Source organism: Paracoccus sediminis (assembly GCF_900188295.1).
In the GTDB taxonomy this organism is placed as follows: domain Bacteria; phylum Pseudomonadota; class Alphaproteobacteria; order Rhodobacterales; family Rhodobacteraceae; genus Paracoccus; species Paracoccus sediminis.
In genome coordinates this window covers 18,336-40,293 of sequence record NZ_FZNM01000011.1, presented here as the reverse complement: position 1 = coordinate 40,293, position 21,958 = coordinate 18,336, and the positions used below count along the sequence as shown (strand labels likewise).

At 68.5% G+C, this 21,958-nt stretch carries 20 protein-coding genes and 2 tRNA genes; 16 read left to right on the top strand and 6 right to left on the bottom strand.

From position 1 onward, the window contains the following. Positions 1-47: 47 nt before the first annotated feature. The 6 genes from CHB77_RS18375 (at position 48) to CHB77_RS13825 (ending at position 5,551) form a co-directional block, all read left to right on the top strand. Positions 48-221 carry a hypothetical protein gene (locus tag CHB77_RS18375; RefSeq protein ID WP_165456286.1) on the top strand — a complete coding sequence of 58 codons (174 nt, stop codon included), beginning with the start codon at positions 48-50 and terminating at the stop codon, positions 219-221. Beyond that, a complete protein-coding gene (locus CHB77_RS13845; RefSeq protein WP_242626660.1) occupies positions 218-1,690 on the top strand; it encodes a hypothetical protein in 1,473 nt (490 codons plus the stop codon). Before CHB77_RS18375 ends, CHB77_RS13845 begins: the two co-directional genes overlap by 4 nt. Further along, positions 1,687-2,637, top strand: a complete 951-nt coding sequence (locus CHB77_RS13840) for a tyrosine recombinase (RefSeq protein WP_089388808.1) — start codon at positions 1,687-1,689, stop codon at positions 2,635-2,637. Before CHB77_RS13845 ends, CHB77_RS13840 begins: the two co-directional genes overlap by 4 nt. A 2-nt stretch (positions 2,638-2,639) precedes the next feature. After that, positions 2,640-3,563: a DMT family transporter gene (locus CHB77_RS13835; RefSeq protein ID WP_242626659.1), complete on the top strand. Its 924-nt coding sequence runs from the start codon at positions 2,640-2,642 to the stop codon at positions 3,561-3,563. Next, positions 3,560-4,432: a lysophospholipid acyltransferase family protein gene (locus tag CHB77_RS13830; RefSeq protein WP_089388807.1), complete on the top strand. Its 873-nt coding sequence runs from the start codon at positions 3,560-3,562 to the stop codon at positions 4,430-4,432. The genes CHB77_RS13835 and CHB77_RS13830 overlap by 4 nt, the downstream gene beginning before the upstream one ends. A gap of 99 nt (positions 4,433-4,531) precedes the next feature. Beyond that, positions 4,532-5,551, top strand: a complete 1,020-nt coding sequence (locus tag CHB77_RS13825; protein WP_089388806.1) for an LLM class flavin-dependent oxidoreductase — start codon at positions 4,532-4,534, stop codon at positions 5,549-5,551. Here the strand turns inward: CHB77_RS13825 and CHB77_RS13820 are convergent. Next, entirely contained in the window at positions 5,548-5,904 is a 357-nt protein-coding gene (locus tag CHB77_RS13820; RefSeq protein ID WP_089388859.1) for a YigZ family protein, read from the bottom strand. The two genes, CHB77_RS13825 and CHB77_RS13820, sit on opposite strands and share 4 nt — an antisense overlap. Further along, the gene (locus tag CHB77_RS13815; RefSeq protein WP_089388858.1) at positions 5,891-6,334 is read right to left on the bottom strand and encodes a Fur family transcriptional regulator; all 444 of its coding nucleotides are present in this window, start codon (positions 6,332-6,334) and stop codon (positions 5,891-5,893) included. Before CHB77_RS13815 ends, CHB77_RS13820 begins: the two co-directional genes overlap by 14 nt. 218 nt (positions 6,335-6,552) lie before the next feature. Here CHB77_RS13815 and CHB77_RS13810 point away from each other — a divergent pair, with 218 nt between their 5' ends. The 7 genes from CHB77_RS13810 (at position 6,553) to CHB77_RS13785 (ending at position 12,735) form a co-directional block, all read left to right on the top strand. Beyond that, a complete protein-coding gene (locus CHB77_RS13810; protein ID WP_089388805.1) occupies positions 6,553-7,866 on the top strand; it encodes a GH1 family beta-glucosidase in 1,314 nt (437 codons plus the stop codon). A gap of 65 nt (positions 7,867-7,931) precedes the next feature. Beyond that, positions 7,932-8,096, top strand: coding sequence for a hypothetical protein (locus CHB77_RS18370; protein ID WP_165456285.1), 165 nt, complete (start codon positions 7,932-7,934; stop codon positions 8,094-8,096). Beyond that, positions 8,096-9,277, top strand: a complete 1,182-nt coding sequence (locus tag CHB77_RS13805) for a vWA domain-containing protein (protein WP_089388804.1) — start codon at positions 8,096-8,098, stop codon at positions 9,275-9,277. Before CHB77_RS18370 ends, CHB77_RS13805 begins: the two co-directional genes overlap by 1 nt. Positions 9,278-9,317: 40 nt before the next feature. Next, positions 9,318-10,004, top strand: a complete 687-nt coding sequence (locus tag CHB77_RS13800; protein ID WP_089388803.1) for a M48 family metallopeptidase — start codon at positions 9,318-9,320, stop codon at positions 10,002-10,004. 59 nt (positions 10,005-10,063) lie between these two features. Then, positions 10,064-11,254, top strand: coding sequence for a hypothetical protein (locus tag CHB77_RS13795; RefSeq protein WP_089388857.1), 1,191 nt, complete (start codon positions 10,064-10,066; stop codon positions 11,252-11,254). Then, a complete protein-coding gene (locus tag CHB77_RS13790) occupies positions 11,251-12,669 on the top strand; it encodes a cytochrome P450 (RefSeq protein WP_089388802.1) in 1,419 nt (472 codons plus the stop codon). Before CHB77_RS13795 ends, CHB77_RS13790 begins: the two co-directional genes overlap by 4 nt. After that, a tRNA-Ala gene (locus CHB77_RS13785) sits at positions 12,660-12,735 on the top strand. The genes CHB77_RS13790 and CHB77_RS13785 overlap by 10 nt, the downstream gene beginning before the upstream one ends. A gap of 127 nt (positions 12,736-12,862) precedes the next feature. Here the strand turns inward: CHB77_RS13785 and lon are convergent. Together lon and CHB77_RS13775 are read right to left on the bottom strand one after the other, a co-directional pair. After that, positions 12,863-15,280 (bottom strand): endopeptidase La, encoded by a 2,418-nt coding sequence (gene lon, locus CHB77_RS13780; RefSeq protein WP_089388801.1) that lies wholly within the window; start codon positions 15,278-15,280, stop codon positions 12,863-12,865. A gap of 132 nt (positions 15,281-15,412) precedes the next feature. Further along, entirely contained in the window at positions 15,413-16,759 is a 1,347-nt protein-coding gene (locus CHB77_RS13775; protein ID WP_089388800.1) for an ATP-binding protein, read from the bottom strand. Between the two features lie 34 nt (positions 16,760-16,793). Between CHB77_RS13775 and CHB77_RS13770 the strand changes: the two genes are divergently transcribed. The 3 genes from CHB77_RS13770 (at position 16,794) to CHB77_RS13760 (ending at position 18,956) form a co-directional block, all read left to right on the top strand. Beyond that, the gene (locus tag CHB77_RS13770) at positions 16,794-17,657 is read left to right on the top strand and encodes an MBL fold metallo-hydrolase (protein ID WP_089388799.1); all 864 of its coding nucleotides are present in this window, start codon (positions 16,794-16,796) and stop codon (positions 17,655-17,657) included. Positions 17,658-17,714: 57 nt separating this feature from the next. After that, positions 17,715-17,789, top strand: a tRNA-Asn gene (locus tag CHB77_RS13765). A gap of 171 nt (positions 17,790-17,960) precedes the next feature. Further along, a complete protein-coding gene (locus tag CHB77_RS13760; RefSeq protein WP_089388798.1) occupies positions 17,961-18,956 on the top strand; it encodes a BsuBI/PstI family type II restriction endonuclease in 996 nt (331 codons plus the stop codon). On the opposite strand, the gene CHB77_RS13755 is transcribed toward CHB77_RS13760, so the two are convergent. Both CHB77_RS13755 and CHB77_RS13750 read right to left on the bottom strand, forming a co-directional pair. Continuing rightward, a complete protein-coding gene (locus CHB77_RS13755) occupies positions 18,953-20,383 on the bottom strand; it encodes an Eco57I restriction-modification methylase domain-containing protein (RefSeq protein WP_165456284.1) in 1,431 nt (476 codons plus the stop codon). The two genes, CHB77_RS13760 and CHB77_RS13755, sit on opposite strands and share 4 nt — an antisense overlap. Positions 20,384-20,470: 87 nt before the next feature. After that, positions 20,471-21,820: a glycosyltransferase family 2 protein gene (locus CHB77_RS13750; RefSeq protein ID WP_089388796.1), complete on the bottom strand. Its 1,350-nt coding sequence runs from the start codon at positions 21,818-21,820 to the stop codon at positions 20,471-20,473. Positions 21,821-21,958 lie beyond the last annotated feature (138 nt).

Sequence of the window (21,958 nt, the reverse complement as noted above, 5' to 3'; positions counted from 1 at the left end):
AGACCGGGCCGGACATACGAAAACAACGAAGAACGAGGCGAAATTCGATGCGGCTGCTCAAGGTTCTGGTGGTGCTGATTCTGGCGGCGGTGGTCGGGCTGGCAGGTTACGCCTATTTCGGCGACATGCAGCCCCTCCGAACCGAGGTGCGCAGCCCCATCGGCGGCTCCCCGGCTGCGCCTGCCCCCGCCGCCACCGACGTCCGGGCGGAAGGCGAGTGATCCGGCGCCCGTTCCCCGTGCCTGCAATGACGGTCATCCTGGCGTTGGCCGGGGCGGCCCAGGCGCAGCAGCCGCTGTCGGCCAGCGACTGGCTGTCGGGCAGCGTGCGCGGGCCGGATCGCGAAAGCTCGGCCTGGCGGCCCGGCGACGCGCCGCCCCCCGGCGTTCCCGGCGCCCCCGGACCCAGGCCGGTCGCCAGGACGGGCGCGGTGGGATCGATCCAGGTGACGCGCCTGGGCAACGGCAATCCCGACGCGGCCGGGCTGGTGACGCCGCGCAAGGCAGGGCTTCCCCCCCGCCTGTGGGAGGGCAGCGACACCGCAACCCTTTCGGCCCTGGTCCTGCGCACGCCCGCGCGCTTGCCCGCGATGAACGCCCTTCTGGATCGCATCCTGGCCACCCAGTTCGTTCCCCCGCCCGCAGGTCCGGGCGCGGCGCAAGGCGCGCTGTTTCTGGCCCGCGCCGACCGTCTGCTGGACATGGGCGCGTTGGACCGGGCACAGGCGCTGTTGATCGCCGCCGGGCCAAGCAATCCGGAAATCTTTCGCCGGCTGTTCGACATCGCCCTGCTCAAGGGCGACGAAAGCCGGGCCTGCGGGATCATGAACACCACCCCCGGCATCGCGCCCAGCTTTGCCGCGCGCATCTTCTGCCTTGCGCAGACGGGCGATTGGGCCGCCGCCGCCATCAGCCTGAACGGGGCGGAAACGCTGGGCCTGCTGGACGCGCGCCAGGCCGAGTTGCTGACCCATTTCCTGGACGACGCCTATGTGGACAGCGCCGAGGCGCTGCCCATGCCCGATCGGGTGACGCCCCTGGATTTCCGCATCCACGAGGCGATCGGCCAGCCGCTGCCCACAACGTCCCTGCCGCTGGCCTTCGCGCATTCCGACCTGCGCCCCAACAACGGCTGGAAGGCCCGGCTGGAGTCGGCCGAGCGTCTGGCCCGCGCGGGCGCCATGCCCCCCGGCGCGCTGCGCGCGCTGTACAGCGAACAAAAGCCCGCCGCGTCCGGCGGCGTGTGGGAACGGGCCGGTGCGATGCGCACGCTCGAGGCGGCGTTGGCGACGGGCGACCCATCGCCCGCCCTGCCCCAGGCGTTCGACCAGTTCCGTGCGGCGGACATGGCCGATGTGCTGGCCGCCATGATCGCCGCCGACCTTCCGCAGGGGGGCGGGGGGCGGTCGGCCGAGATCGCCACATGGCTGCGCCAGTGGCAGGGTCTGCCGACGCCGGTTCCCCTGATCCTGGATCCCGCGCTGAAGGCCGATCCGGTTGTCGCGCCGGAAACCCGGCAGGGCGAATCGCTGCTGAATGCGATGGCCGACATCGACGCGGGCCTGGACGGCGACCTGCCCCGCGCGGGCCGCGGCCTTGCCATGCTGCGCGCCCTTGGCCTGACGGCCGAGGCCGATCTGGCGGCGGCGCAGCTGTCGTTGCTGCCCGTCATGCGGCAGACCGGCCAATGATTGCCGATCACCGCGCCATATCGGCGTTCCTGGACGCCAAGGCCGCCGAATCCGGATCGGCGCGCAACACCGTTCTGGCCTATGGCCGCGATCTGCGCGACCTGTCGGACTGGCTGGCCGCGCGCAAGCTGGCCCTGGCCGACCTGACGCGCGAACGGGCCGAGGATTACCTGACCCATTGCGACGCCCAGGGCCTGTCGCGCGCGACGCGGGCGCGGCGGTTGTCGTCCATCCGCCAGTTCACGCGCTTTGCGCTGGAGGAAGGCTGGCGCGACGACGACCCCGCCATCCGCATCAGCGGTCCCGGCCGCGCCAAGCGCCTGCCCAAGACGCTGACGCGCGCCGAGATCGACGCCCTGCTGGCCGCCGCCCCGCTGCTGGGGCGGACCGACAGCGAACGCGTCCGCAATCTGTGCCTGATCGAACTGCTGTACGCCACCGGGATGCGGGTCAGCGAACTGGTGTCCCTGCCGGTCGCGGCCTGCCGGGGCGATCCGCGCGCGCTGCTGATCCGGGGCAAGGGCGACAAGGAACGCATGGTGCCGCTGACCCCGCCCGCCCGCGCGGCGCTGTCGGCCTGGCTGGCGATCCGCGACAACGCGCCCAGGGACAGCGCGCTGGGCCGCCTGGTCGCGGCCAAGGGCGCGCGGTGGCTGTTTCCGGCGCCGGGCGCGGCCGGCCACATGCCGCGCCAGACCTTCGGGCGGCTTCTGAACGACATGGCCGTGCAGGCGGGCGTGTCGCCGTCGCGCGTCACGCCCCATGTGATCCGCCACGCCTTTGCCACGCATCTGCTGGAAGGCGGCGCCGATCTGCGATCCATCCAGACCCTGCTGGGCCATGCCGATCTGGGCACGACCGAGATCTATACCCATGTCCTGGACGAACGGATGCGCGACCTGGTGCTTACCCGCCATCCCTTGGCCCAAGCCGCAGGCCGGGACTAGCGATGCAGGTTCTGGCACGGGCCTTTGCCCTGATGGGACGGAAAAGCGCCGCGGCACGGCGTCCCGCGAACGCGCAGACCGCGGGCATCGCCCTGCTGCTGGCGGCGATCCTGGGATTCACGATGATGGATGCGACGGCCAAGCATCTGACCCAGGCCTATCACCCCGCCCAGGTCGTCTGGGCGCGGTTCATCGGCAACCTTCTGATCTTTGCCGTCATCTTTCGCGGGGCCGCCCTGACGCTGCTGCGCACCCGCCGCCCCGGCCTGCAATTTTCGCGCGCGTTGATGCAGTTGGCCTCGGTCGGGCTGTTCTTTTCGTCGTTGCAGGTGATCGGCCTGGCCGAGGCGACGGCGATCATGGACCTGAACCCGGTCCTCATCACCCTGGGCGCGGCCCTGTTCCTGGGCGAGAGGATCGGCCCCCGCCGGCTGGCCGGGATCGGGGCGGCGCTGTTGGGCGCGCTGATTATCATCCGCCCCGGCATGGGGGTGTTCCAGCCCGCCGCGCTGCTGCCGCTGGCGGGCGCATTCACCTATGCCACCGGGGCGCTGCTGACGCGGATGGCGCGCACGGATTCGGTCGCCACGTCCGTGATGTGGTCGGCGGTCGTGGGCAGCGTGCTGACCTCGCTTGCCGTGCCGTTCGTCTGGCAGCCCATCGCCCTGTCGGATCTGTGGGCCTTTGCGTTGCTGGGCATCTTCGGCACGCTCAGCCAGTATCTGCTGGTCCGGGCCTTTGCCGCGGCCGAGGCCGGGGTGCTGGCGCCCTTCGGCTATACCGGACTGGTCTGGGCCGGCCTGTGGGGCTGGCTGCTGTTCGGGCAGTTGCCCGATCTGTGGACCGTGACCGGCGCCACGATCATCGTGGCGGCGGGCCTGTACGTCTGGTCCCGCGAGGCGCGCGCGGCGCAGAGGTCGCCATGAGCCGGCCCGACGCCCCGCCCCTGTCCGACCGCATCGCCAACGCGGCCTTCCTGTCGGTGATCGGGCTTGCCCGGCTGCTTCCTTATGAAAAGCGCATCCCCGCCGTGGGCTGGCTGTTCGCGCATGTTCTGGCCCCGCTGGCGGGATGGCGGCGCCGCATTCGCGAAAACCTGTCCTTGGCCCGCCCCGACCTGTCCGCCGATGAGGTCAAGGCGCTGACCCGCGCCGTCCCGAACAACGCGGGCCGGTCCGTGGCCGAGATCTATTCGGGCGAGGAATTCACGGCCCGCATCCGCGACGCCGACCCGCTGGAAGGCCCCGGCCTGCCCGCGCTGGAGGCCGCGTTCGACGCGCATCGCCCGGTCATCGTCGCCTGCGCCCATTTCGGCAATTACGACGCGATGCGCGCCGCCCTTGCCGGGCGGGGCTGGCCGGTCGGGGCGTTGTACCGCCCCATGAACAACGAGGCGTTCAACCGCCACTACGTCCCCGCGATCACCGCCATCGCCGAACCCCTGTTTCCACGCGGGCGGTCGGGACTTGCATCCATGCTGCGCTTTCTCAAGGGCGGCGGCTGGCTGGCGCTCGGGTTCGACCAATACGACCGCCACGCGCCGGAACTGCGGTTCTTCGACCTGCCCAGCCGCACCGTCCTGACGCCCGCCGAACTGGCCCGCCGCTATGACGCGCTTCTGATCCCGGTCCACGGCATCCGCGGCCCCGATGGCCTGCGCTTTCGCGTCCATGTGGGCGAGCCTGTCCGGCATGGCGAACCGGCGGCGATGATGCAGGCGCTGAACGACGACCTGGAAATGCTGGTGCGCCGCCACATGGATCAGTGGTTCTGGGTCCACCGCCGCTGGAAATAGGCAGGAACGCACAGGGCCTGCGCGCCTGGAAACCTTGCCTGACCGGGCGGCAAGCGCCTACATCCCCTGCAACGCGCTTGGCGCAACAGGGGAAAAACCATGAAGAAGATCGGCTTTCTGTCCTTTGGCCACTGGTCGCCCGAACACGGATCCCAGGTCCGCACGGCCCAGGACGTGCTGCTGCAATCGATCGACCTTGCCATCGCCGCCGAGGAACTGGGCGCGGACGGCGCCTATTTCCGCGTCCATCATTTCGCGCAACAGCTTGCCTCGCCCTTTCCGCTGCTGGCGGCTGTCGGCGCGCGGACCCGCCGGATCGAGATCGGCACCGGCGTGATCGACATGCGCTATGAAAACCCGCTGTACATGGTCGAGGACGCGGGCGCGGCGGATCTGATTTCCGGCGGGCGGCTGCAACTGGGGATCAGCCGGGGCAGCCCCGAACAGGTGGTCGATGGTTGGCGGTATTTCGGTTATCAACCGGCCGAGGGCGAGAGCGATCAGGACATGGCCCGCCGCCATACCGAGGTGTTCCTGCAACAACTGGAAGGCCAGGGCTTTGCCCGGCCGAACCCGCGCCCGATGTTTCCGAACCCGCCGGGCCTGCTGCGTCTGGAACCCCATTCGCCGGGCCTGCGCGACCGCATCTGGTGGGGATCGGCGTCGGACGCCACGGCGGAATGGGCCGCGCGGATGGGCATGAACCTGCAAAGCTCGACCCTCAAGGTCGACGAGACGGGCGAACCGTTCCACATCCAGCAGGCCCGCCAGATCCGCACCTATCGCGACGCCTGGGCGGGGGCGGGCCATGCGCGGACCCCCCGCGTGTCGGTCAGCCGGTCGATCTTTGCCCTGATGAACGACATGGACCGCCGATACTTTGGACGCGGCGGCAAGGACAGCGACCAGATCGGCACCATCGACACCTATCGCGCGGTCTTTGGCCGCGGCTATGCCGACGAACCCGACCGCCTGATCGACCAGTTGCGCGAGGACGAAGCGATCGCCGAGGCCGATACCCTGCTGCTGACCGTGCCGAACATACTGGGCGTGGATTACAACGTCCATGTGATCGACAGCATCCTGCGCCACGTCGCCCCGGCGCTGGGCTGGCGCTAGCCCCCGCCCGTTTCGCGCAGATACAACCGCACCGCATCCGCCACATGGCGGAAGCGGTCGCCGCCCAGGTGCTTGCCGCCATACCAGCGGGTCACGATCACCACATGATCCCGCAGCCCGGCGCGGTCCAGCATTTGCAGGATCAGCGCCCCCGCGCCGGCTTCCCCGTCATCGTCCCTGACCGGCCCGTCCGCCAGGATCGCGGCCCAGCTGTTGTGCGTGGCCCTGGCGAACCGCTTGTCGCGCCGCAGATCGGACAATGCGGCATCGATCTCGGCCCGGCTGGCCGCCGCCCCGCCCGATACCGCATAGCGCGACCCGCGGTCGGAAATGATCCTGTCAAAAGTCCGCATCGGCAGACCGGGCGCCCCGCCGCCGTACATACAGTTCCAGCCGGTGATGGACGATCTCGTATCCCATCTCGGCCGCGATCTCGGCCTGCAACCGTTCGATTCGGTCGTTCGTGAACTCCATCACCTCGCCGGTATCCACGTCGATCATGTGGTCGTGGTGCCGCTGGTCCGCAGCCTCCCACCGGGCGGGTTCGCCCCGGAATTCCAGCTTGTCGATCACGCCCTGGGTCTGCAACGTCGTCAGCGTGCGATACACGGTCGCCAGCGACACCCCCGCCCCCGCCGCCTCGGCCCGGCGGTGCAGTTCGGTGGCGTCGGGGTGATCTTCGCTGCCCGCAATCACCCGCAAAAGGGCCGCGCGCTGCCGTGTGACGCGCACCCCGGCATCCCGCAGGGCCTGTTCCAACTGTGTCGCGCGCAGCCGTGTCATAACGGCTTCATGCCGCAATCCCCACCCCATTGCAACGCGTTCGCAGGTTTGGGCCATCGCGACCGCGCGGCCCTGGCCCGGCTGCGGCATTCGGGACCGTTCCACGCCGAAAGGCCCCGCGCCGATCCCGATGGACGCGGCGACGCCGCTGTTCACGCCGGCCCCTTTCCGGTGCAGACTGCCGCGACCGCGAACCGCCGCCCTGCAAGGAGACTGCGATGCTGCCCGACCGTTCCGCCTTTCCGCCCGATTTCGTCTTCGGCGTCGCCACCTCGGCCTATCAGATCGAGGGATCGCGCCACGGCGGCGCAGGGCCGTCGCATTGGGACACCCTGGCCGCGACCCCCGGCACCATCGCCGACGGCAGCAACGCCGGGCTGGCCTGCGACCATTACCACCTGTGGCCGCAGGATCTGGACCTGATCCGCGACGGAGGATTCGGGGCCTATCGGTTCTCGACCTCGTGGGCGCGGGTCATGCCGGACGGGGCGACCGTGAATCCGCAGGCGATGGATTTCTATGACCGGCTGGTGGACGGGATGCTGGAACGCGGGCTGGCGCCTTATCTGACCTGCTATCATTGGGATCTGCCCGCCGCCCTGTCGGACACGGGCGGCTGGCAGAACCGCGACATTGCTGCCCGCTTTGGCGATTACTGTACCCTGATCCACACCCGCCTTGGCGACCGCGTGGCCAGCACCGCCACCCTGAACGAACCATGGTGCATCGCCTGGCTGTCGCATTTCCTGGGCCACCATGCCCCCGGACTGCGCGACATCCGCGCCGCCGCCCGCGCCATGCACCATGCCCTGCTGGCCCATGGCACCGCCATGCAGGCCTTGCGCGCGAACGGCGCCCGAAACCTGGGCATCGTCCTGAATTTCGAAACGGCCCAGCCCGCCGATGACGGCCCCGCCGCCGTGCGCGCGGCCGAGGTGCAGGATGCGATCTACAACCAGTGGTTCATCCGGGCCGTCGCCGGCCAGGGCTATCCCCAGGCCGCGCTGGACGGGCTGGAACCGCATCTGCCGCAGGGCTGGCAAGACGATATGGACCTGATCGCGCAGCCCATCGACTGGCTGGGCGTCAATTACTATACCCGGCGCCTGTATGCGGGCGGAACGGGCCTGTGGCCCCAGGGTCACGCGGCGGAAGGCCCGCTGCCCAAGACCCAGATGGACTGGGAAATCCGCCCCGAGGGACTGGAGGAATTCCTGATCCGCCTGTCCCGCGACCATGTGGGCGGCCTGCCGATCATCGTGACCGAAAACGGCATGGCCGAGGCGGCGGGCGACGACGTGACCGACGATCCCCGCCGCGTGGCCTTCATCGGCGACCACCTGCGTGCCGCCAGGGCCGCGATGGATCAGGGGGTCAACCTGAAGGGCTTCTTCTACTGGTCGCTCTTGGACAATTTCGAATGGGCCTGGGGGCTTGGCCCGCGCTTCGGGCTGGTGCATGTCGATTACGACACGATGGCGCGCACGCCCAAGGCAAGCTGGCACGCGTTCCGGGCGATGCTGGCCCGATGACCGCCGGTTGCGGCGGGACGGCACGCGGGCTATCTGATACCCGAACCAAACCCAGGGATTTCGCCATGATCGTCATTGCCGCCTTCATCATCGGAGCCGTTCTGGGCTGGCGGCGCGCCGGGCAGCTGGGCGGCAGACGGCGCGACCGGGTGCAATACGCCGCGGCCTTTGCGATGGCCTTTGCGGTTCTGGGCCTGTTCGCCACGGTGATCCTGGACCGGTTCATCTGATGTTCGCGCCGTTCCTGGACAGCCTGCGCCGGCAAGGGGTTCCGGTCTCGCTGCGGGAATGGCTGGATCTGATGGCGGGGATGCAGGCCGGGGTCGCGGGTTGGACCGTGGACGGCTTTTACCATCTGGCCCGGCTGGCGCTGGTCAAGGACGAACGCCACATCGACCGCTTCGACCGCGCCTTTGCCGAGGCGTTTTCCGGGCTGGAACAGATCCCGGTCGAGGCGCTTGTGACCGAACGGGCGATCCCCCGCGAATGGCTGGAAAAGCTGGCCGAAAAGCTGCTGACCGACGCGGAAAAGGCCCAAATCCAAGGCGCCGGCAGCTTTGACGAACTGATGCGCATGCTGCGCGAACGGCTGGCCGAGCAGAAGAACCGCCACCAGGGCGGCAGCAAGTGGATCGGCACCGGGGGCACCTCGCCGTTCGGCGCCCATGGCTACAACCCGGAAGGCCTCAGGATCGGGCAGGACGAATCCCGCCACCGCCGCGCGGTCAAGGTCTGGGACAAGCGCGAGTTCCGCGACTTCGACGACAACGTGGAACTGGGCACCCGCAACATCAAGGTCGCGCTGAAGCGCCTTCGCCAATGGGCGCGCCACGGCGCGGCGGACGAACTGGACCTGCCCGCCACGATCCGCGCCACTGCCGACCACGGTTATATCGACGTGCAGACCCGGCCCGAACGACGCAACGCGGTCAAGGTGCTGCTGTTTCTGGACGTGGGCGGGTCGATGGACGATCATGTCCGCGTCGTGGACGAGCTGTTCTCGGCCGCCCGCGCGGAATTCAAGCACATGGAGCATTTCTATTTCCACAACTGCCTTTACGAAGGCCTGTGGACGGACAACCGCCGCCGCTGGGCGGAACAGACGCCGACCTGGGACCTGCTGCACCGGTTCGGCCGCGACTACAAATGCATCCTCGTGGGCGATGCCAGCATGTCGCCCTACGAGCTCGCCGTGCCGGGCGGCGCCAACGAACACTGGAATCCCGAGGCAGGCGAGGTCTGGCTGCGGCGCGCCTGCGAAACATGGCCCGATCACGTCTGGCTGAACCCCGTTCCGCAATCCCATTGGGGACATGCCCAGTCCATCGCCATGGTGGGACAAATCTTTGAAAACCGGATGATGCCACTGACACTGGACGGGTTGACGCAGGCGATGCGGATCCTGGGCTGACGGTCTGGCGCGAACCGCGCGATGCGCCCATATTGGCACCATGCTGAAGCTTACGCCGATCATCCTGCTGATCCTGTATGTCGCCGCCATGTGGTTCTTTTCCTTGTGGCGCCTGAAGCAGGATCTGAACCGGCGATCGACGCCCCTGAACCACCCCCGCCTGACCCCCATGCTGGAACGGCTGGGCCGGGCGATGGACCTGCCCCCGGTCCGCGCCCATGTCTACGAGGTCGATCCGGTCAACGGCCTGGCCGCCCCCGACGGGCGCATCTTCCTGACGCGCGGATTCATCCGCAAGCTGGACGCGAACGAGGTCACGCCCGAGGAACTGGCCAGCGTCATCGCGCATGAACTGGGCCATGTGGCCCATGGCCATGCCCGGCGGCGGATGATCGATTTTGCGGGCCAGAACGCCATCCGGATGGCCCTGGCGGGCGTGCTGGGCCGCGTCATCCCCGGCCTTGGGGCCTGGATCGCCGGGCTGATCGCCACGGCCGTCGCCGCCCGCCTGTCGCGCGACGACGAATTCGAGGCCGACCGTTTCGCCAGCGCCCTGATGATGCGCGCGGGCCTTGGCACGGCCCCGCAGATCACGTTGTTTCAGAAACTGGACCGGCTGACCGGCGCTCGTGGTGCCGCCGCCCCCGCGTGGCTGCTGTCGCATCCGCCGGTCGCCCGCCGCATCGCCGCCATCCGGTCGCAAGAGGCCCGCTGGCGCCAGGGTTGAAGCCCCTTGCGGCACCCGCGCCGTGGCCTATGCTGCCACCGGCACGACGGGGCATGACGATGACGCGACCTTTCCGCCGCCGGGTTCTGTTCCTGCCCGGCTTTGATCCCATGCCCCCGCGCCGCTATCGCGAATTGTATCGACGCGAAGGCCACCGGCAGGCGCAGATCTGCGGCTATGGCCTGATGCTGGAACGGTCCGCCATGGACACCGGCTTTAGCTGGCGCATCCGGTCGCGCTTTCCCGATGGCAAGGCCGAGGCGCAGATCGAGGTTCTGGTCTGGTCCGACATCGTGCTGGCGTCGATGCGGCGGGGCATCCTTGCGACCTATGGCCAGATGCTGCGGACGGCCTGGATTTTCGGGGCGTCCGGCGCGCTGGGCCGGCTGATGCGGCTGCGGCGGGGTCCGGTGCTGGCGGCGCTGTATCCGGTCGCGATGCTGGTGCTGCAACTGGCTTGCGCGATCCTGATCGGCCTGCTGGCGTTCCGGACCGCGGCCGGGATCACGGACATGCCCTGGCTGGGCGCGATCCTGGGCCTGATCGCCGCCTGGGCCGTCCTGGTTCTTGCAGAACGGCAGGACCACCGCCTGTTCGCCCATTACCTGATGCACGACTATGCCTTCACCGCCAGCCGTCACGGCGCCTATCCGCCGGACCTGGATGACCGGCTGATCCGCTTTGCCGACCGGCTTGCCGATGCGATGAGGTCGGACCTGGACGAGGTTCTGGTCGTCGGCCATTCCTCGGGCGCCTATCTGGCCGTGTCCATGGTGGCCGACCTGATCCGCCGGGGCCTGCCGCCGGACGGCCCCGCGCTGGCGCTGCTGACCCTGGGTCAGGCGGTTCCGATGGCGTCCTTCCTGCCGCGCGCGCAACGGCTGCGCGCCGATCTGGCCTGCTTGTCGGAACACCCGGATCTGTTCTGGCTGGATGTCAGCGCGCCGGGCGATCCGTGCAGCTTTGCCCTGTGCGATCCCGTCGCGGTCACGGCGGTCGCGGGACCGGGGCAACGCTGGCCGCTGGTCCTATCGGCAGCGTTCAGCCGAACCCTGTCGCCCGGCCAACGGCGCGCCTTGCGGTGGCGGTGGTTCCGGCTGCATCTGCAATACCTGTGCGCGTTCGAGCAACCGGGCGATTACGATTATTTCGCGATCACCGCCGGGCCGCGCCGGCTGGCCGACCGGTTCGCGGGCCGCACCCATTCGCCCGGCCGCATCGCCGCCCCGATCGGACCGGGGCTGCCGTGATCCCGCCGCGTCCGAAAACGACCGAGGGTCGCGGCACCGTCCTGCGCTTTGCCCGAGCGTTCCGGCGCGATCTGCTGTCGGCCCTGCCGGAACGGCTGTACCGCGCCTGGATGGCGGAATTCCGCAGCCCGATGATCCACAGTTTCGTCTGCAACGACCCGGCCCTGGTCCGCCTGATCCTGAAGGACCGCCCCCAGGATTTTCCGAAATCGAACCGCTTGCGGGCCGGGCTGGCGCCCTTGCTGGGGGAATCCGTCTTTGTCACCAATGGCGATCAATGGGCCGCGCAGCGCCGCATCATCGACCCCGCCTTCGAGGGGGGCCGCCTGCGCGACATCCTGCCCGCGATCCTTGCCGCTGCCGATGCCGCCGTCGGCCGCCTGAAACCCGGCGAACAGGACATCGAACCGGAATGCAGCCATGCCGCCGCCGACGTGATCGTCCGCGCCCTGTTCTCCATGCCCATCGAACAGGACATCGCGGCACAGGTGTTCCGGGCGTTCCGCGCCCACCAGGATGCGCAGCCTCTGGTCAACCTTGCCGCGCTGATCCCCTGGCCGCGCCGGCTGCCCCGGCCGCATTCGCGCCGCACCCGCCGAACGGCCGCGACCATCCGCGGGCTGATCGCGGCCATGGTCGCCACCCGGATGCAGGCCATCCGCGACGGCTGCGCGCCCGATGATCTGGCGACCCGGATCATGACCACCCCCGACCCCCAGACGAGCCGCCGCTTTACCGCGTCCGAGATGGTGGACCAAGTGGCAATCTTCTTTCTGGCCGGGCACGAGACAAGCGCCTCGGCCCTCGGCTGGGCGCTGTGGCTTCTGGCTGCTCATCCCGACTGGCAGGATCGCGTCGCAACCGAGGCTGCGGCCCTTACCCCCGACATGGAATCGATCGCCGCCCTGCGCATCACCCGCGCCGTCTTCCGAGAGACGCTGCGCCTGTATCCCCCCGTGCCGATGATGGTGCGCGAGGCGGCCCAGCCCGTCACCATGCGGGGGCGGTCCGTTCCCAAAGGCGCGCAGCTGATCCTGTCGCCCTGGCATCTGCACCGTCACAGCCGCCTGTGGGACCAGCCCGACGTGTTCGATCCCGGCCGCTGGCTTGGTTCCGGCGGCAGGCCCGGCGGGCGCGATGCGTTCATGCCGTTCTCGTCCGGTCCTCGGGCCTGTCCGGGCGCGGGCTTTGCCATGATCGAGGGCGTGGCGATGCTGGCGCGCATTGTCGGGGCGTTCCACCTGCGCACCGGCACCGTGGCCCCGGTCCCTGTCGCCCGCCTGACCGTGCGCGGCCGCGATGGCATCATGATCCACCTTGCGCCGCGAACCCTCGCGCCAAATTTGCGGCCGGGACCGGCCGACCGCTTGACAATGCCTGCCGCGCCGACAAGAAAGGCGCCAGTGGGGCCGTAGCTCAGTTGGTAGAGCGCGTCGTTCGCAATGACGAGGCCAGGGGTTCGATTCCCCTCGGCTCCACCAGTCCGCCCAGTCATCCGTAGCATGAGGGCCGTTTGACGGTGCCGCCCTGTCGGCTGCTGACCGGCAATCGCCGCGCATGAAAAAGGGCCGGTTTTCACCGGCCCTGGTCGATGGTCGCTGGGTCGCGTCAATGCGCCACGGGGTTTCCCGCGGACCGCTCGTCGCGCGTCGCGGCGACCCTGGCGGCTTCGGCGGCTTCCTCGGCGGCTTCGTCCCATTCCACGGATTCGGGCATCCGCACCAGAGCGTGCTTCAGCACCTCGCGGACATTGCTGACCGGAATGATGGTCAGGCCGGTCTTCACGTTGTCCGGAATCTCGGCCAGATCCTTTTCGTTGTCGGCCGGAATCATCACCGTCTTGATGCCCCCGCGCAGGGCCGCCAGCAGCTTTTCCTTCAGGCCCCCGATGGCCAGCACGTTGCCGCGCAGCGTCACCTCTCCGGTCATCGCCACGTCCTTGCGGACCGGGATGCCGGTCATCACCGACACCACCGACGTCACCATGGCGATGCCCGCCGACGGGCCGTCCTTGGGGGTCGCGCCTTCCGGGACGTGGACGTGGATGTCGCGGCGGTCGAATTCCGGCGGCTTGACCCCGATTTCCGGGCTGATGGACCGCACGAAGCTGGAGGCCGCGTCGATCGATTCCTTCATCACCTCGCCCAGCTTCCCGGTCGTCTTCATGCGGCCCTTGCCGGGCAGGCGCAGCGCCTCGATCTGCAAAAGATCGCCGCCGACCTGCGTCCAGGCCAGACCCGTCACCACGCCGACCTGATCCTCTTTCTCGGCCAGGCCATAGCGGTGGCGGCGCACGCCCAGGTATTCCTCGGCCTTGGCTGAATCCACCACGACGGCCTTGACCCGGCCCTTGAGGATCTCGGTCACGGCCTTGCGCGCCAGTTTGGCGATCTCACGTTCCAGCGACCGCACCCCGGCTTCCCGCGTGTAATAGCGGATCACATGGGTCAGCGCCTCGTCCGTCACCTCGAACTCGGTCTTGCGCAATCCGTTGGCCGCGATCTGCTTGGGCAGCAGGTGCTGGCGGGCGATCTCGCGCTTTTCGTCCTCGGTGTAACCCGACAGCGGAATGATCTCCATCCGGTCCAGCAGCGGCCCCGGCATGTTGTAGCTGTTGGCCGTGGTCACGAACATCACGTTCGACAGATCGTATTCCACCTCGAGATAGTGGTCCACGAAGGTCGCGTTCTGTTCGGGATCCAGCACCTCGAGCATCGCGGACGCCGGATCGCCCCGGAAATCCTGGCCCATCTTGTCGATCTCGTCCAGCAGGATCAGCGGGTTGGTGGTCTTGGCCTTTTTCAGGGCCTGGATGATCTTGCCCGGCATCGACCCGATATAGGTCCGGCGGTGGCCGCGGATTTCGGATTCGTCACGCACACCGCCCAGCGAAATGCGGATGAACTCGCGCCCGGTAGCCTTGGCGACCGACCGGCCCAGAGAGGTCTTGCCGACGCCCGGAGGGCCGACGAGGCACAGGATCGGGCCTTTCAGCTTCTGGCTGCGGGTCTGGACGGCCAGGTATTCGACGATCCGTTCCTTGACCTTTTCCAGGCCGTAGTGATCGGCGTTCAGGATCCGTTCGGCGCCCACCAGATCCTTGCGGGTGCGCGACTTGACGCCCCAGGGCAGGGACAGCAGCCAGTCCAGATAGTTGCGGCTGACGGTGGCCTCGGCCGACATGGGCGACATCGATTTCAGTTTCTTCAGCTCGGCCTCGGCCTTGTCGCGGGCCTCCTTGCTGAACTTGGTCCGGGCGATCTTTTCCTCAAGCTCGGCGATCTCGTTCTGGCCGTCCTCGCCGTCGCCCAGTTCCTTCTGAATGGCCTTCATCTGCTCATTCAGGTAATATTCGCGCTGCGTCTTCTCCATCTGGGTCTTGACGCGGGACTTGATCTTCTTTTCGACCTGCAAGACCGACATCTCGCCCTGCATCAGGGAATAGACCTTTTCCAGGCGTTCGGCCACGTCCAGCGTGTCCAGCAGATCCTGCTTGCGGTCCAGGGCGATGCCCATGTGGCCTGCGACCAGATCGGCCAGCTTGCCGGGCTGCTTGGCCTCGGCCACAGCGGTCACGACCTCCTCGGGGATGTTCTTGCGCACCTTGACGTAACGCTCGAACTCCTCGGCCACGGTGCGCACCAGCGCGGTCACGGTCGCCGCGTCGCCGTCGGTTTCGGCCAGGGTGATGGCGGTGGCCTCGAAATGATCGTCGTTCGGGACAAAGCCGGTGATCTGCACGCGCTCGCGCCCCTCGACCAGCACCTTGACGGTGCCGTCCGGCAGCTTCAGCAGTTGCAGCACATTGGCCAGAACACCGGCGCGATAGATGCCGTCTTCCGTCGGTTCGTCGACCGAGGCGTCCTTTTGGGCGGCCAGCAGGATCGGGCTGTCCGATTCCATGACCGTTTCCAGGGCGCGGACCGATTTTTCGCGGCCCACGAACAGCGGAACGATCATGTGCGGAAAGACCACGATGTCGCGCAAAGGCAGCACCGGATAGGTCGAAGCAGCGAATTCGTTCATTATGCGTTCCTTTCTGCCCGAAGCCGTGGCCCCGTCATGGCGACACACGGCCCCTGCGTTGCGTCAATCTAGGGCTGAGCGGGGCGGCATTCAATATGACGCACAAAATGCCGCCTATCTTGGGCTGGACCCCTATCGCGGAATGACGATTTCCGCCCGCAAGCCGCCCAGCCGCTGACCCCGCCCCAGCCGCAACTGCCCGCCATGGGCGCGGGCCACGTCGGCGGCGATCGCAAGGCCCAGCCCCGCGCCCTGGCCGCTGTTGCGGCCGCGCGCGGCATCCAGACGGGTAAAGGGCCGCATGGCCGCGTCAAGGCTGTCGTCGGGGATGCCGGGGCCGTCATCCTCGATCCCGATGCGCAGGCTGCGCGGCCCCAGCGTCGCATCCAGTTCGGCGCGGGTGCCATAGCGGGCGGCGTTGCCCAGCAGGTTTTCCAGGGCGCGGCGCAGCATGTCGCGGCGAAAGGTGGCCCGCCCGCCCCGGTCGCCGTCCAGGCCCCGCAGGATCACCCGCTGCCCGGCGCGCTGCGCGTCCGCAATCACGCTGTCGACAAAATCGGCCACCGCCGTCGTTTCGGGGGCACTGTCCTGCGCCTCGTCGCGGGAATAGTCCAGAAAGGCATCCACCATCCGGTTCATCTCGGCGATGTCGGCCTCCATCGCGCGCAGATCCTCGTCATCGGGGGGCAGGTCGGGCGACATCATCGACAGGCCCAGGCGCAGCCGCGTCAGGGGCGTGCGCAGGTCGTGGCTGATCCCCGACAGCATCATCTTGCGCTGTTCGTTCTGGCGTTCCAGGCGGTTGCGCATGTCCAGGAAGGCCGTGCCCGCGCTGCGCACCTCGGTCGCGCCGGACGGTCGATAGGGCACCATCCGCCCCTTGCCGTAATCCTCGGCCGCCTCGGCCAGGCGCCGGATCGGACGCAGCTGGTTGCGCAGGAACACCGTGGCGATGCCCGTCATCAGGAACGAGGTGAACACCATCAGCACCAGCAGCTGGTGCGGGTTCGACGCGCTGACCCGGCGCCGGTCGAAGGCCAGCGAATAAGGCCCGGCAGACCCGTCCAGCGTCACGATCACCCGCTTGTCGTCCTGGGCCAGATCGACCGACCGAATGGCGGGCAGGCTGCTGCGCAATTCCTGGATCACGACGCGGCCCGAGAAATCGTAGAACACGCGCGGATCGCCCACATCGTCGGTGTCAGGCGCGCCGATGGTGATGCCCAGGGGCACGGCGATCTGTCGCCCGGCGTCGCGCTGTCCGTCCGCCTGTTCGATCCGGGCGGCGACAAAGGCAAGCTCGCGGGTCATGCTGGCGGTCATCTGCCGGGTCACGTCTTCGAAATGGCGTTGCAGGAACATGACGCTGACCACCAGCGTCACCACAACCACCGGCAGAAACAGGATCAGCGCCGCCCGGCCATACAGCCCGCGCGGCAGAAATCCCTTCAACCATCCGTCTTCGGCATGGTTCGTCATGGCGTCTCCGGTTCGACATGCTAAGGCTAGCGGCATGGACGGACCAACGAAAGAGCTGCTGCGAATCCTGGCCCCGAACCCGTCGCCTCTGACCGGGCCGGGAACAAACACGTTTCTTCTGGGGCGCGACCGGGTCGCGGTCATTGATCCCGGACCCGACGATCCCGGCCATCTTGCCGCCATCGTCCAGGCCGGGCGGGGCCGGATCAGCCATATCCTCGTCACCCATGCGCACCGCGACCACAGCCTGGGCGCGCCCAGGCTGGCACGGATGACCGGCGCGCCGGTCCTGGCCTTCGGCGACGCCCTGTCCGGCCGGTCCCCGATGATGCGCCGCCTTGCGGACCAGGGCGCGACCGGGGGCGGCGAAGGGCTGGATCTGTCCTTTGCCCCCGACGTCGCCCTGCGCGACGGCGACGTGATCGAGGCGACGGACTGGCGCCTGACCGCCCTGCACACCCCCGGCCATTCCGGCGGGCATCTGAGCTTTCTGTGGGGCGACCGGATCTTTTGTGGCGATGTGGTGATGGGTTGGTCATCGACCATCATCTCGCCCCCCGACGGGGATCTGGCCGATTATCTGCGCACGCTGGACCGGCTGGCGCACCATCGGCCCGAATGCCTGCTGCCCGCCCATGGCGATGCGATCGGGAACCCGGCGCAGCGGCTGGCAGAGCTGGCCGCACACCGCCGCCAGCGCACCGCCCAGATCCTCGGCGCCCTGCGCGACGGGCCGTGCGATGCAGCGGCCCTGGCCCGCCGGATCTATGACGTGCCCCCCCACCTGCTGCCCGCCGCAACCCGAAACGTCCTTGCCCACCTGCTGGCCCTGACCGACCTGGGCGCCGTGTCCCCGCTGGACACCCTGCACGTCCAGGCCCGTTTCGCCCTGGCGTAAAAAAACGACAAGATCCTCTGGACGCCCCCAAAGAGCATTGCTATACGGCCCCCGTGTTCCGGCGTAGCTCAGCGGTAGAGCAGTTGACTGTTAATCAATTGGTCGTAGGTTCGATCCCTACCGCCGGAGCCAAGAAATCAAGAGCTTACGCCCTGTCAGCCGCCTAAGACGGTGAGTTAAGACGGGTTCTAGGACGGAAGGCGGGCACTTTGCCCGCCTTTTCCGTCTTAGCGGCCCCCGGGTTCACATCCCCTCCAACCTGCTGTATCTCCTGACCATTCCGGTTTTGGTGGGGGATTGGGTTTGGCGCTTCACGATGATGTTCTGGCACTGCGCAACGCGCGGATAGCGGCGGGCTCTCCCCCGGTCCCGGAGGCGCTGCAAGGCGTCACGAGGGCAAAGGTGGCGGAGGTCCTGGGACAGGTCGCGCTTGGCGGCAATGCTGACATTGTGGACGGCGTGTTTGCGCTCCTTGATGATGAGACGCCAAGCTGGTTCTCCAAGGCCCCGGACGGCGCGAAGGTCGCTGACGGTGCAACCACGGCCCACCTCGCCTGCCACATCGGCATCCTCCAGCGCGGCAACGGCAAGCTGGACCGGGAGGGGCGCGACTACTGGATCAAGCCCCTGCGTGAGCTCGGGGGCTTTGTCCCGATCACCCTTCTGGACGGCGCATTCATCACCGGCCACGTCAAGGCGAAGTCGCCCAACTCCTGCTACCGCCTTGATGAGGAACTTGTTGCCATCCTCAAGGCCCCGGAGCCCGAGTGGCGGGCGATGCTGGCCGCTTGGGCAAGCGCCGATGCGGCGCGGTCCCGGCGGGCCTTTCAGGCTGAGATGGAGGAGGCTTCCCGCAAGCTGGTGGACAGCGGCCACGCTGACCTGATTCGGGCAAGCGTTGACCACTACGCGGCCCGGTTCCTGCCGGGCTACCAACTCCTCTACATTGACGACAGCGACGGGGACCGGGTGTCAGAGGAGGAGCGCGCCAAGATGGCGGCGGCGGGGGTGACACTGACCCTTGAGGATGCCATGCCCGACGCCCTCCTGTGGAACCCGGAGACGGACCACCTCTGGGTGATCGAAGCCGTGACAAGCGATGGTGAGGTGGACTTCCACAAGGTCGCCCAGATGGAGCGGATGGCCGCGCGCTGCGGCAAGTCCGGGGTCGGGTTCACCACCACCTACAGGACATGGAAGGATGCAGCGGCGCGCCAGTCAGCCCACGGCAACGTCGCGGTTGGCTCCTACATCTGGATCCAGTCAGACCCCGCCAAGCACCTCCGGGTTGAGGGCTAACCGGCAAAGCCTGCAATCGCCCCCTCCACGTCCTCCGCCCCGGCCAGCGCCTCAAGCTGCCCCCGCGACGGGTAGTGCAGGTTGCGGAGGTCGGTTGCGTTGACCTGAGTGTGGCCGGAGAAGGTGCGGAAGTAGGTGTCAACCGCCTCACTGTTCAGGAACCGGGCAAGCCCAACGGCAAGCCGCTCCGGGAGCCCCGCGCCCTTCGCATGGAAGTAGTTGATGTGGTTTTCAAACCCGGCCCGCTCCCCTGTGTATACCGCCGCCACCACGCGCCGCTTCTCCTCCTTGGCGGTGAAGCGCTTGGTCAGGACATAGGTGCCGCCCGGGACCATGAGGCTGTCCGTCTGTGGGCAGTCGTAAATGGCGTTGTGCTTCTTAAAGCCCTCCCGGGGCCAGCGCACTGTCGCGCCGTCAAAGTGGCCGGGGTAGATCAGCGGCACAGTGTCAGAGCCGGGGTCGCGCCGCAGGTGTTCCTTCGCCCGGAAGTCCACCACCCGGCCCGTTGACACGGTCAGCCCGAGGTCCGCCAGAGTGCAGGGAAGCGACTGGATCAGGTCTGCCGCCGTTGCGCCCCCCACGGGCAACCGGATGAATGCGTGGCGGTCCCCGGGGCGCACAATCTCACTGAAATGGACCTCCCGGGCGGGCGTCAGGTCGGTTGACAGCGCCACCCCGTTCTGCGGCACCCCGCGCCGGAGGTGGAAGATGACATTCTCCTGCAACACGTCATCGTCGCGGAAGGCGGAGCGCCGCGACTCAAAGACGTGGATCGCCAGCAATGCCGAAAGGTCGAGCATCAGGCGGCGGAAGGGCTCATAGTAGGAGCCATTGCAAAAGGACCGGGGCGTGATCGCAACCAGCTCCCCGCCAAGCTCTAGCTGTTGCAAGGCCAGCGCCACGAAGGCGGTGTAGAGGTTCACCGTCTCGATGCCCTGCGACCGCAGGGCCGCGCGCCACTTGGAGCCCGCGTTGATCTTGCCATAGGGCGGGTTGAGGATGGCGCAGTTGAAGCGCCCCGCCGCCGCAAGCAGGGGCTCGGCAGACCGGAGGATGTAGTCATCGGCCACTACCTCCGGGTGGAAGGCGATGCCCGCCCGGGCGCAGTCTGTGGCGCACCGGGCCAGCGTCTCCCGGAGGATCGCAACCATGTCGGGGTCCACCTCATAGCACGTCACGTCGATGGACCGGGGCGGCACGGGATGGTTGCAGGCTGCCTCGACAAAGGCGGCGGTGAGCGCACCCATTCCGGCCCCGGCGTCAAGGAGGCGAACCTCACTGGGCATGTGGAGGAAGTGCCCGGCCAGCATCCGGGCGATGCCGGTTGGCGTCATGAACTGACCAAGGCGCTTGCGGCCGTCCTCATCAAGGCCGGGGGAAACCTCCCGGCGGTGGCCGTCCGCAACTGCAAGCGCCGTCTCTGCCAATCCCATACCTCCCGCGAACATTCCGTGAACGCTACATGATCTTGTGTTTCTGGACAAGCTAGACCTCCCTCCGCTGAAAAGCCACCTCTAAGCCGCCTGAGCCCGCACCGCCGCGCCGTGATCCGTCTTGCGCCAATGGGCGGGGTCGCGCACGAGGTCGGAGAGGGCCAGCAGGAGCGCGGCCCAGTGCAGCGCCCAGTAGAACGGCAGCAGGAGTGCAAGCCACACCGGGAGCCCAGCCCGGAGTGCAGCGGCGGCATGGAGGGCGACGGCGGTGGCGTAGCCCAGCAGGAGGAGCGCGGCCAGAGGCCCGGACAGGTCCCCGCCCAGCGCCAGCCCGACGCCCACCGGGTGCGCCGCCGTGCACAGCAGCGCGACGGGAAGCTGCGCCAGCAGCGCGACGGTGCCCGCCGGGCCAAGCTCCCGCATGGTCTGGCGCGGTGTCCTGCCATGCACGATGGCGGTCACGGCGAAGCCCTTGAACCAGCGCGCCCGCTGGCGCAGCCAGACGCCCGCCCTGAGCGGGGCCTCCTCCCAAGTGGTTGAGTCGATCACGGCAGACCGCCACCCCAGCCGGGCCAGCCGCACCCCAAGGTCTGCGTCCTCGGTGACGTTGTGGGCATCCCAGCCCCCGGCGGCGCGCAGAGCCTCCGCCCGGAACCAGTTGCTTGTCCCTCCCAAGAGGAACGGCAGGCCCAGCCGGGACAGGACGGGCAGGACCGCGCCGAACAGCGCCGCATACTCCAACGCCCACAGGCGGGTGATGGTGGGGGAGCCCGGCGTTGCATGGTCGCACCCCAGCCGCGCCTGAACCACGGCAAGGCGCGGGTCTGCGGCCAGCGCGGCGGCGGCAAGGCGGGCCTGCCCCGGGTCCGGGCGGTCCTCCCCATCGAACACCACGACAAGCGCACCGGATGCCAGCGCCAGCCCGACATTGCAGGCCCGGGGCTTGGTCTGGGGAGAGCCCGGCGGCACCACGACCACCCGCCAGCCCGCCGGGGCATGGACACGGGCGGCGGCGATGGTCGCGGTGTCGCAGGCCTCCAACAGGATGATGACCTCAAGCAGGTGCGCGGGGTAGTCCAGCCGTGCCAGTGCAGCCGCAAGCTCGGGGAAGATGGCAGCCTCCCGGAACAGCGGCACAAGCACGGTGACGGTGGGCAGGTCGCACGGCGGCGGGGCCTCGGGCTTGGGCAGGAACAGGCCCACCAGCGCGGCCAGCCGGAGCCCGGCGGCAAGCACAAAGACCGGGGCCAGGATGTAGGACGCCCAAGGGGATGCGAGGGGCAGAAGGGCGATGGCCGGGAGCAGCAGCGCGGCCCAGACGGGCACGGCCAGCCCCCGGGCCGACAGGTGGGCGGGGACCGAAACCACGGCCCAGCGGGCGGCGGAGCCTATGGGGTCACGGACAGACCGGAAGATGGGGGTGACGTTCATGGGCGCTCCGGGGTGTGAACAAAGTGTGAACTTATCCCCGGTCTAGCTGGCCGCCCCAGCGCAGGTCTAGACTTATCCCTGGCCCCGCCAGAGGATTTTTCCATTACACAACAACGGCTTGACGCGCGCCGAAGTGGC

Coding starts and splice junctions, on each gene's coding strand:
- CHB77_RS18375 (WP_165456286.1), top strand. CDS start 48: ATGCGGCTGCTCAAGGTTCTGGTGGTGCTGATTCTGGCGGCGGTGGTC.
- CHB77_RS13840 (WP_089388808.1), top strand. CDS start 1,687: ATGATTGCCGATCACCGCGCCATATCGGCGTTCCTGGACGCCAAGGCC.
- CHB77_RS13835 (WP_242626659.1), top strand. CDS start 2,640: ATGCAGGTTCTGGCACGGGCCTTTGCCCTGATGGGACGGAAAAGCGCC.
- CHB77_RS13830 (WP_089388807.1), top strand. CDS start 3,560: ATGAGCCGGCCCGACGCCCCGCCCCTGTCCGACCGCATCGCCAACGCG.
- CHB77_RS13825 (WP_089388806.1), top strand. CDS start 4,532: ATGAAGAAGATCGGCTTTCTGTCCTTTGGCCACTGGTCGCCCGAACAC.
- CHB77_RS13820 (WP_089388859.1), bottom strand. CDS start 5,904: ATGCGGACTTTTGACAGGATCATTTCCGACCGCGGGTCGCGCTATGCG.
- CHB77_RS13815 (WP_089388858.1), bottom strand. CDS start 6,334: ATGACACGGCTGCGCGCGACACAGTTGGAACAGGCCCTGCGGGATGCC.
- CHB77_RS13810 (WP_089388805.1), top strand. CDS start 6,553: ATGCTGCCCGACCGTTCCGCCTTTCCGCCCGATTTCGTCTTCGGCGTC.
- CHB77_RS18370 (WP_165456285.1), top strand. CDS start 7,932: ATGATCGTCATTGCCGCCTTCATCATCGGAGCCGTTCTGGGCTGGCGG.
- CHB77_RS13805 (WP_089388804.1), top strand. CDS start 8,096: ATGTTCGCGCCGTTCCTGGACAGCCTGCGCCGGCAAGGGGTTCCGGTC.
- CHB77_RS13800 (WP_089388803.1), top strand. CDS start 9,318: ATGCTGAAGCTTACGCCGATCATCCTGCTGATCCTGTATGTCGCCGCC.
- CHB77_RS13795 (WP_089388857.1), top strand. CDS start 10,064: ATGACGCGACCTTTCCGCCGCCGGGTTCTGTTCCTGCCCGGCTTTGAT.
- lon (WP_089388801.1), bottom strand. CDS start 15,280: ATGAACGAATTCGCTGCTTCGACCTATCCGGTGCTGCCTTTGCGCGAC.
- CHB77_RS13775 (WP_089388800.1), bottom strand. CDS start 16,759: ATGACGAACCATGCCGAAGACGGATGGTTGAAGGGATTTCTGCCGCGC.
- CHB77_RS13770 (WP_089388799.1), top strand. CDS start 16,794: ATGGACGGACCAACGAAAGAGCTGCTGCGAATCCTGGCCCCGAACCCG.
- CHB77_RS13750 (WP_089388796.1), bottom strand. CDS start 21,820: ATGAACGTCACCCCCATCTTCCGGTCTGTCCGTGACCCCATAGGCTCC.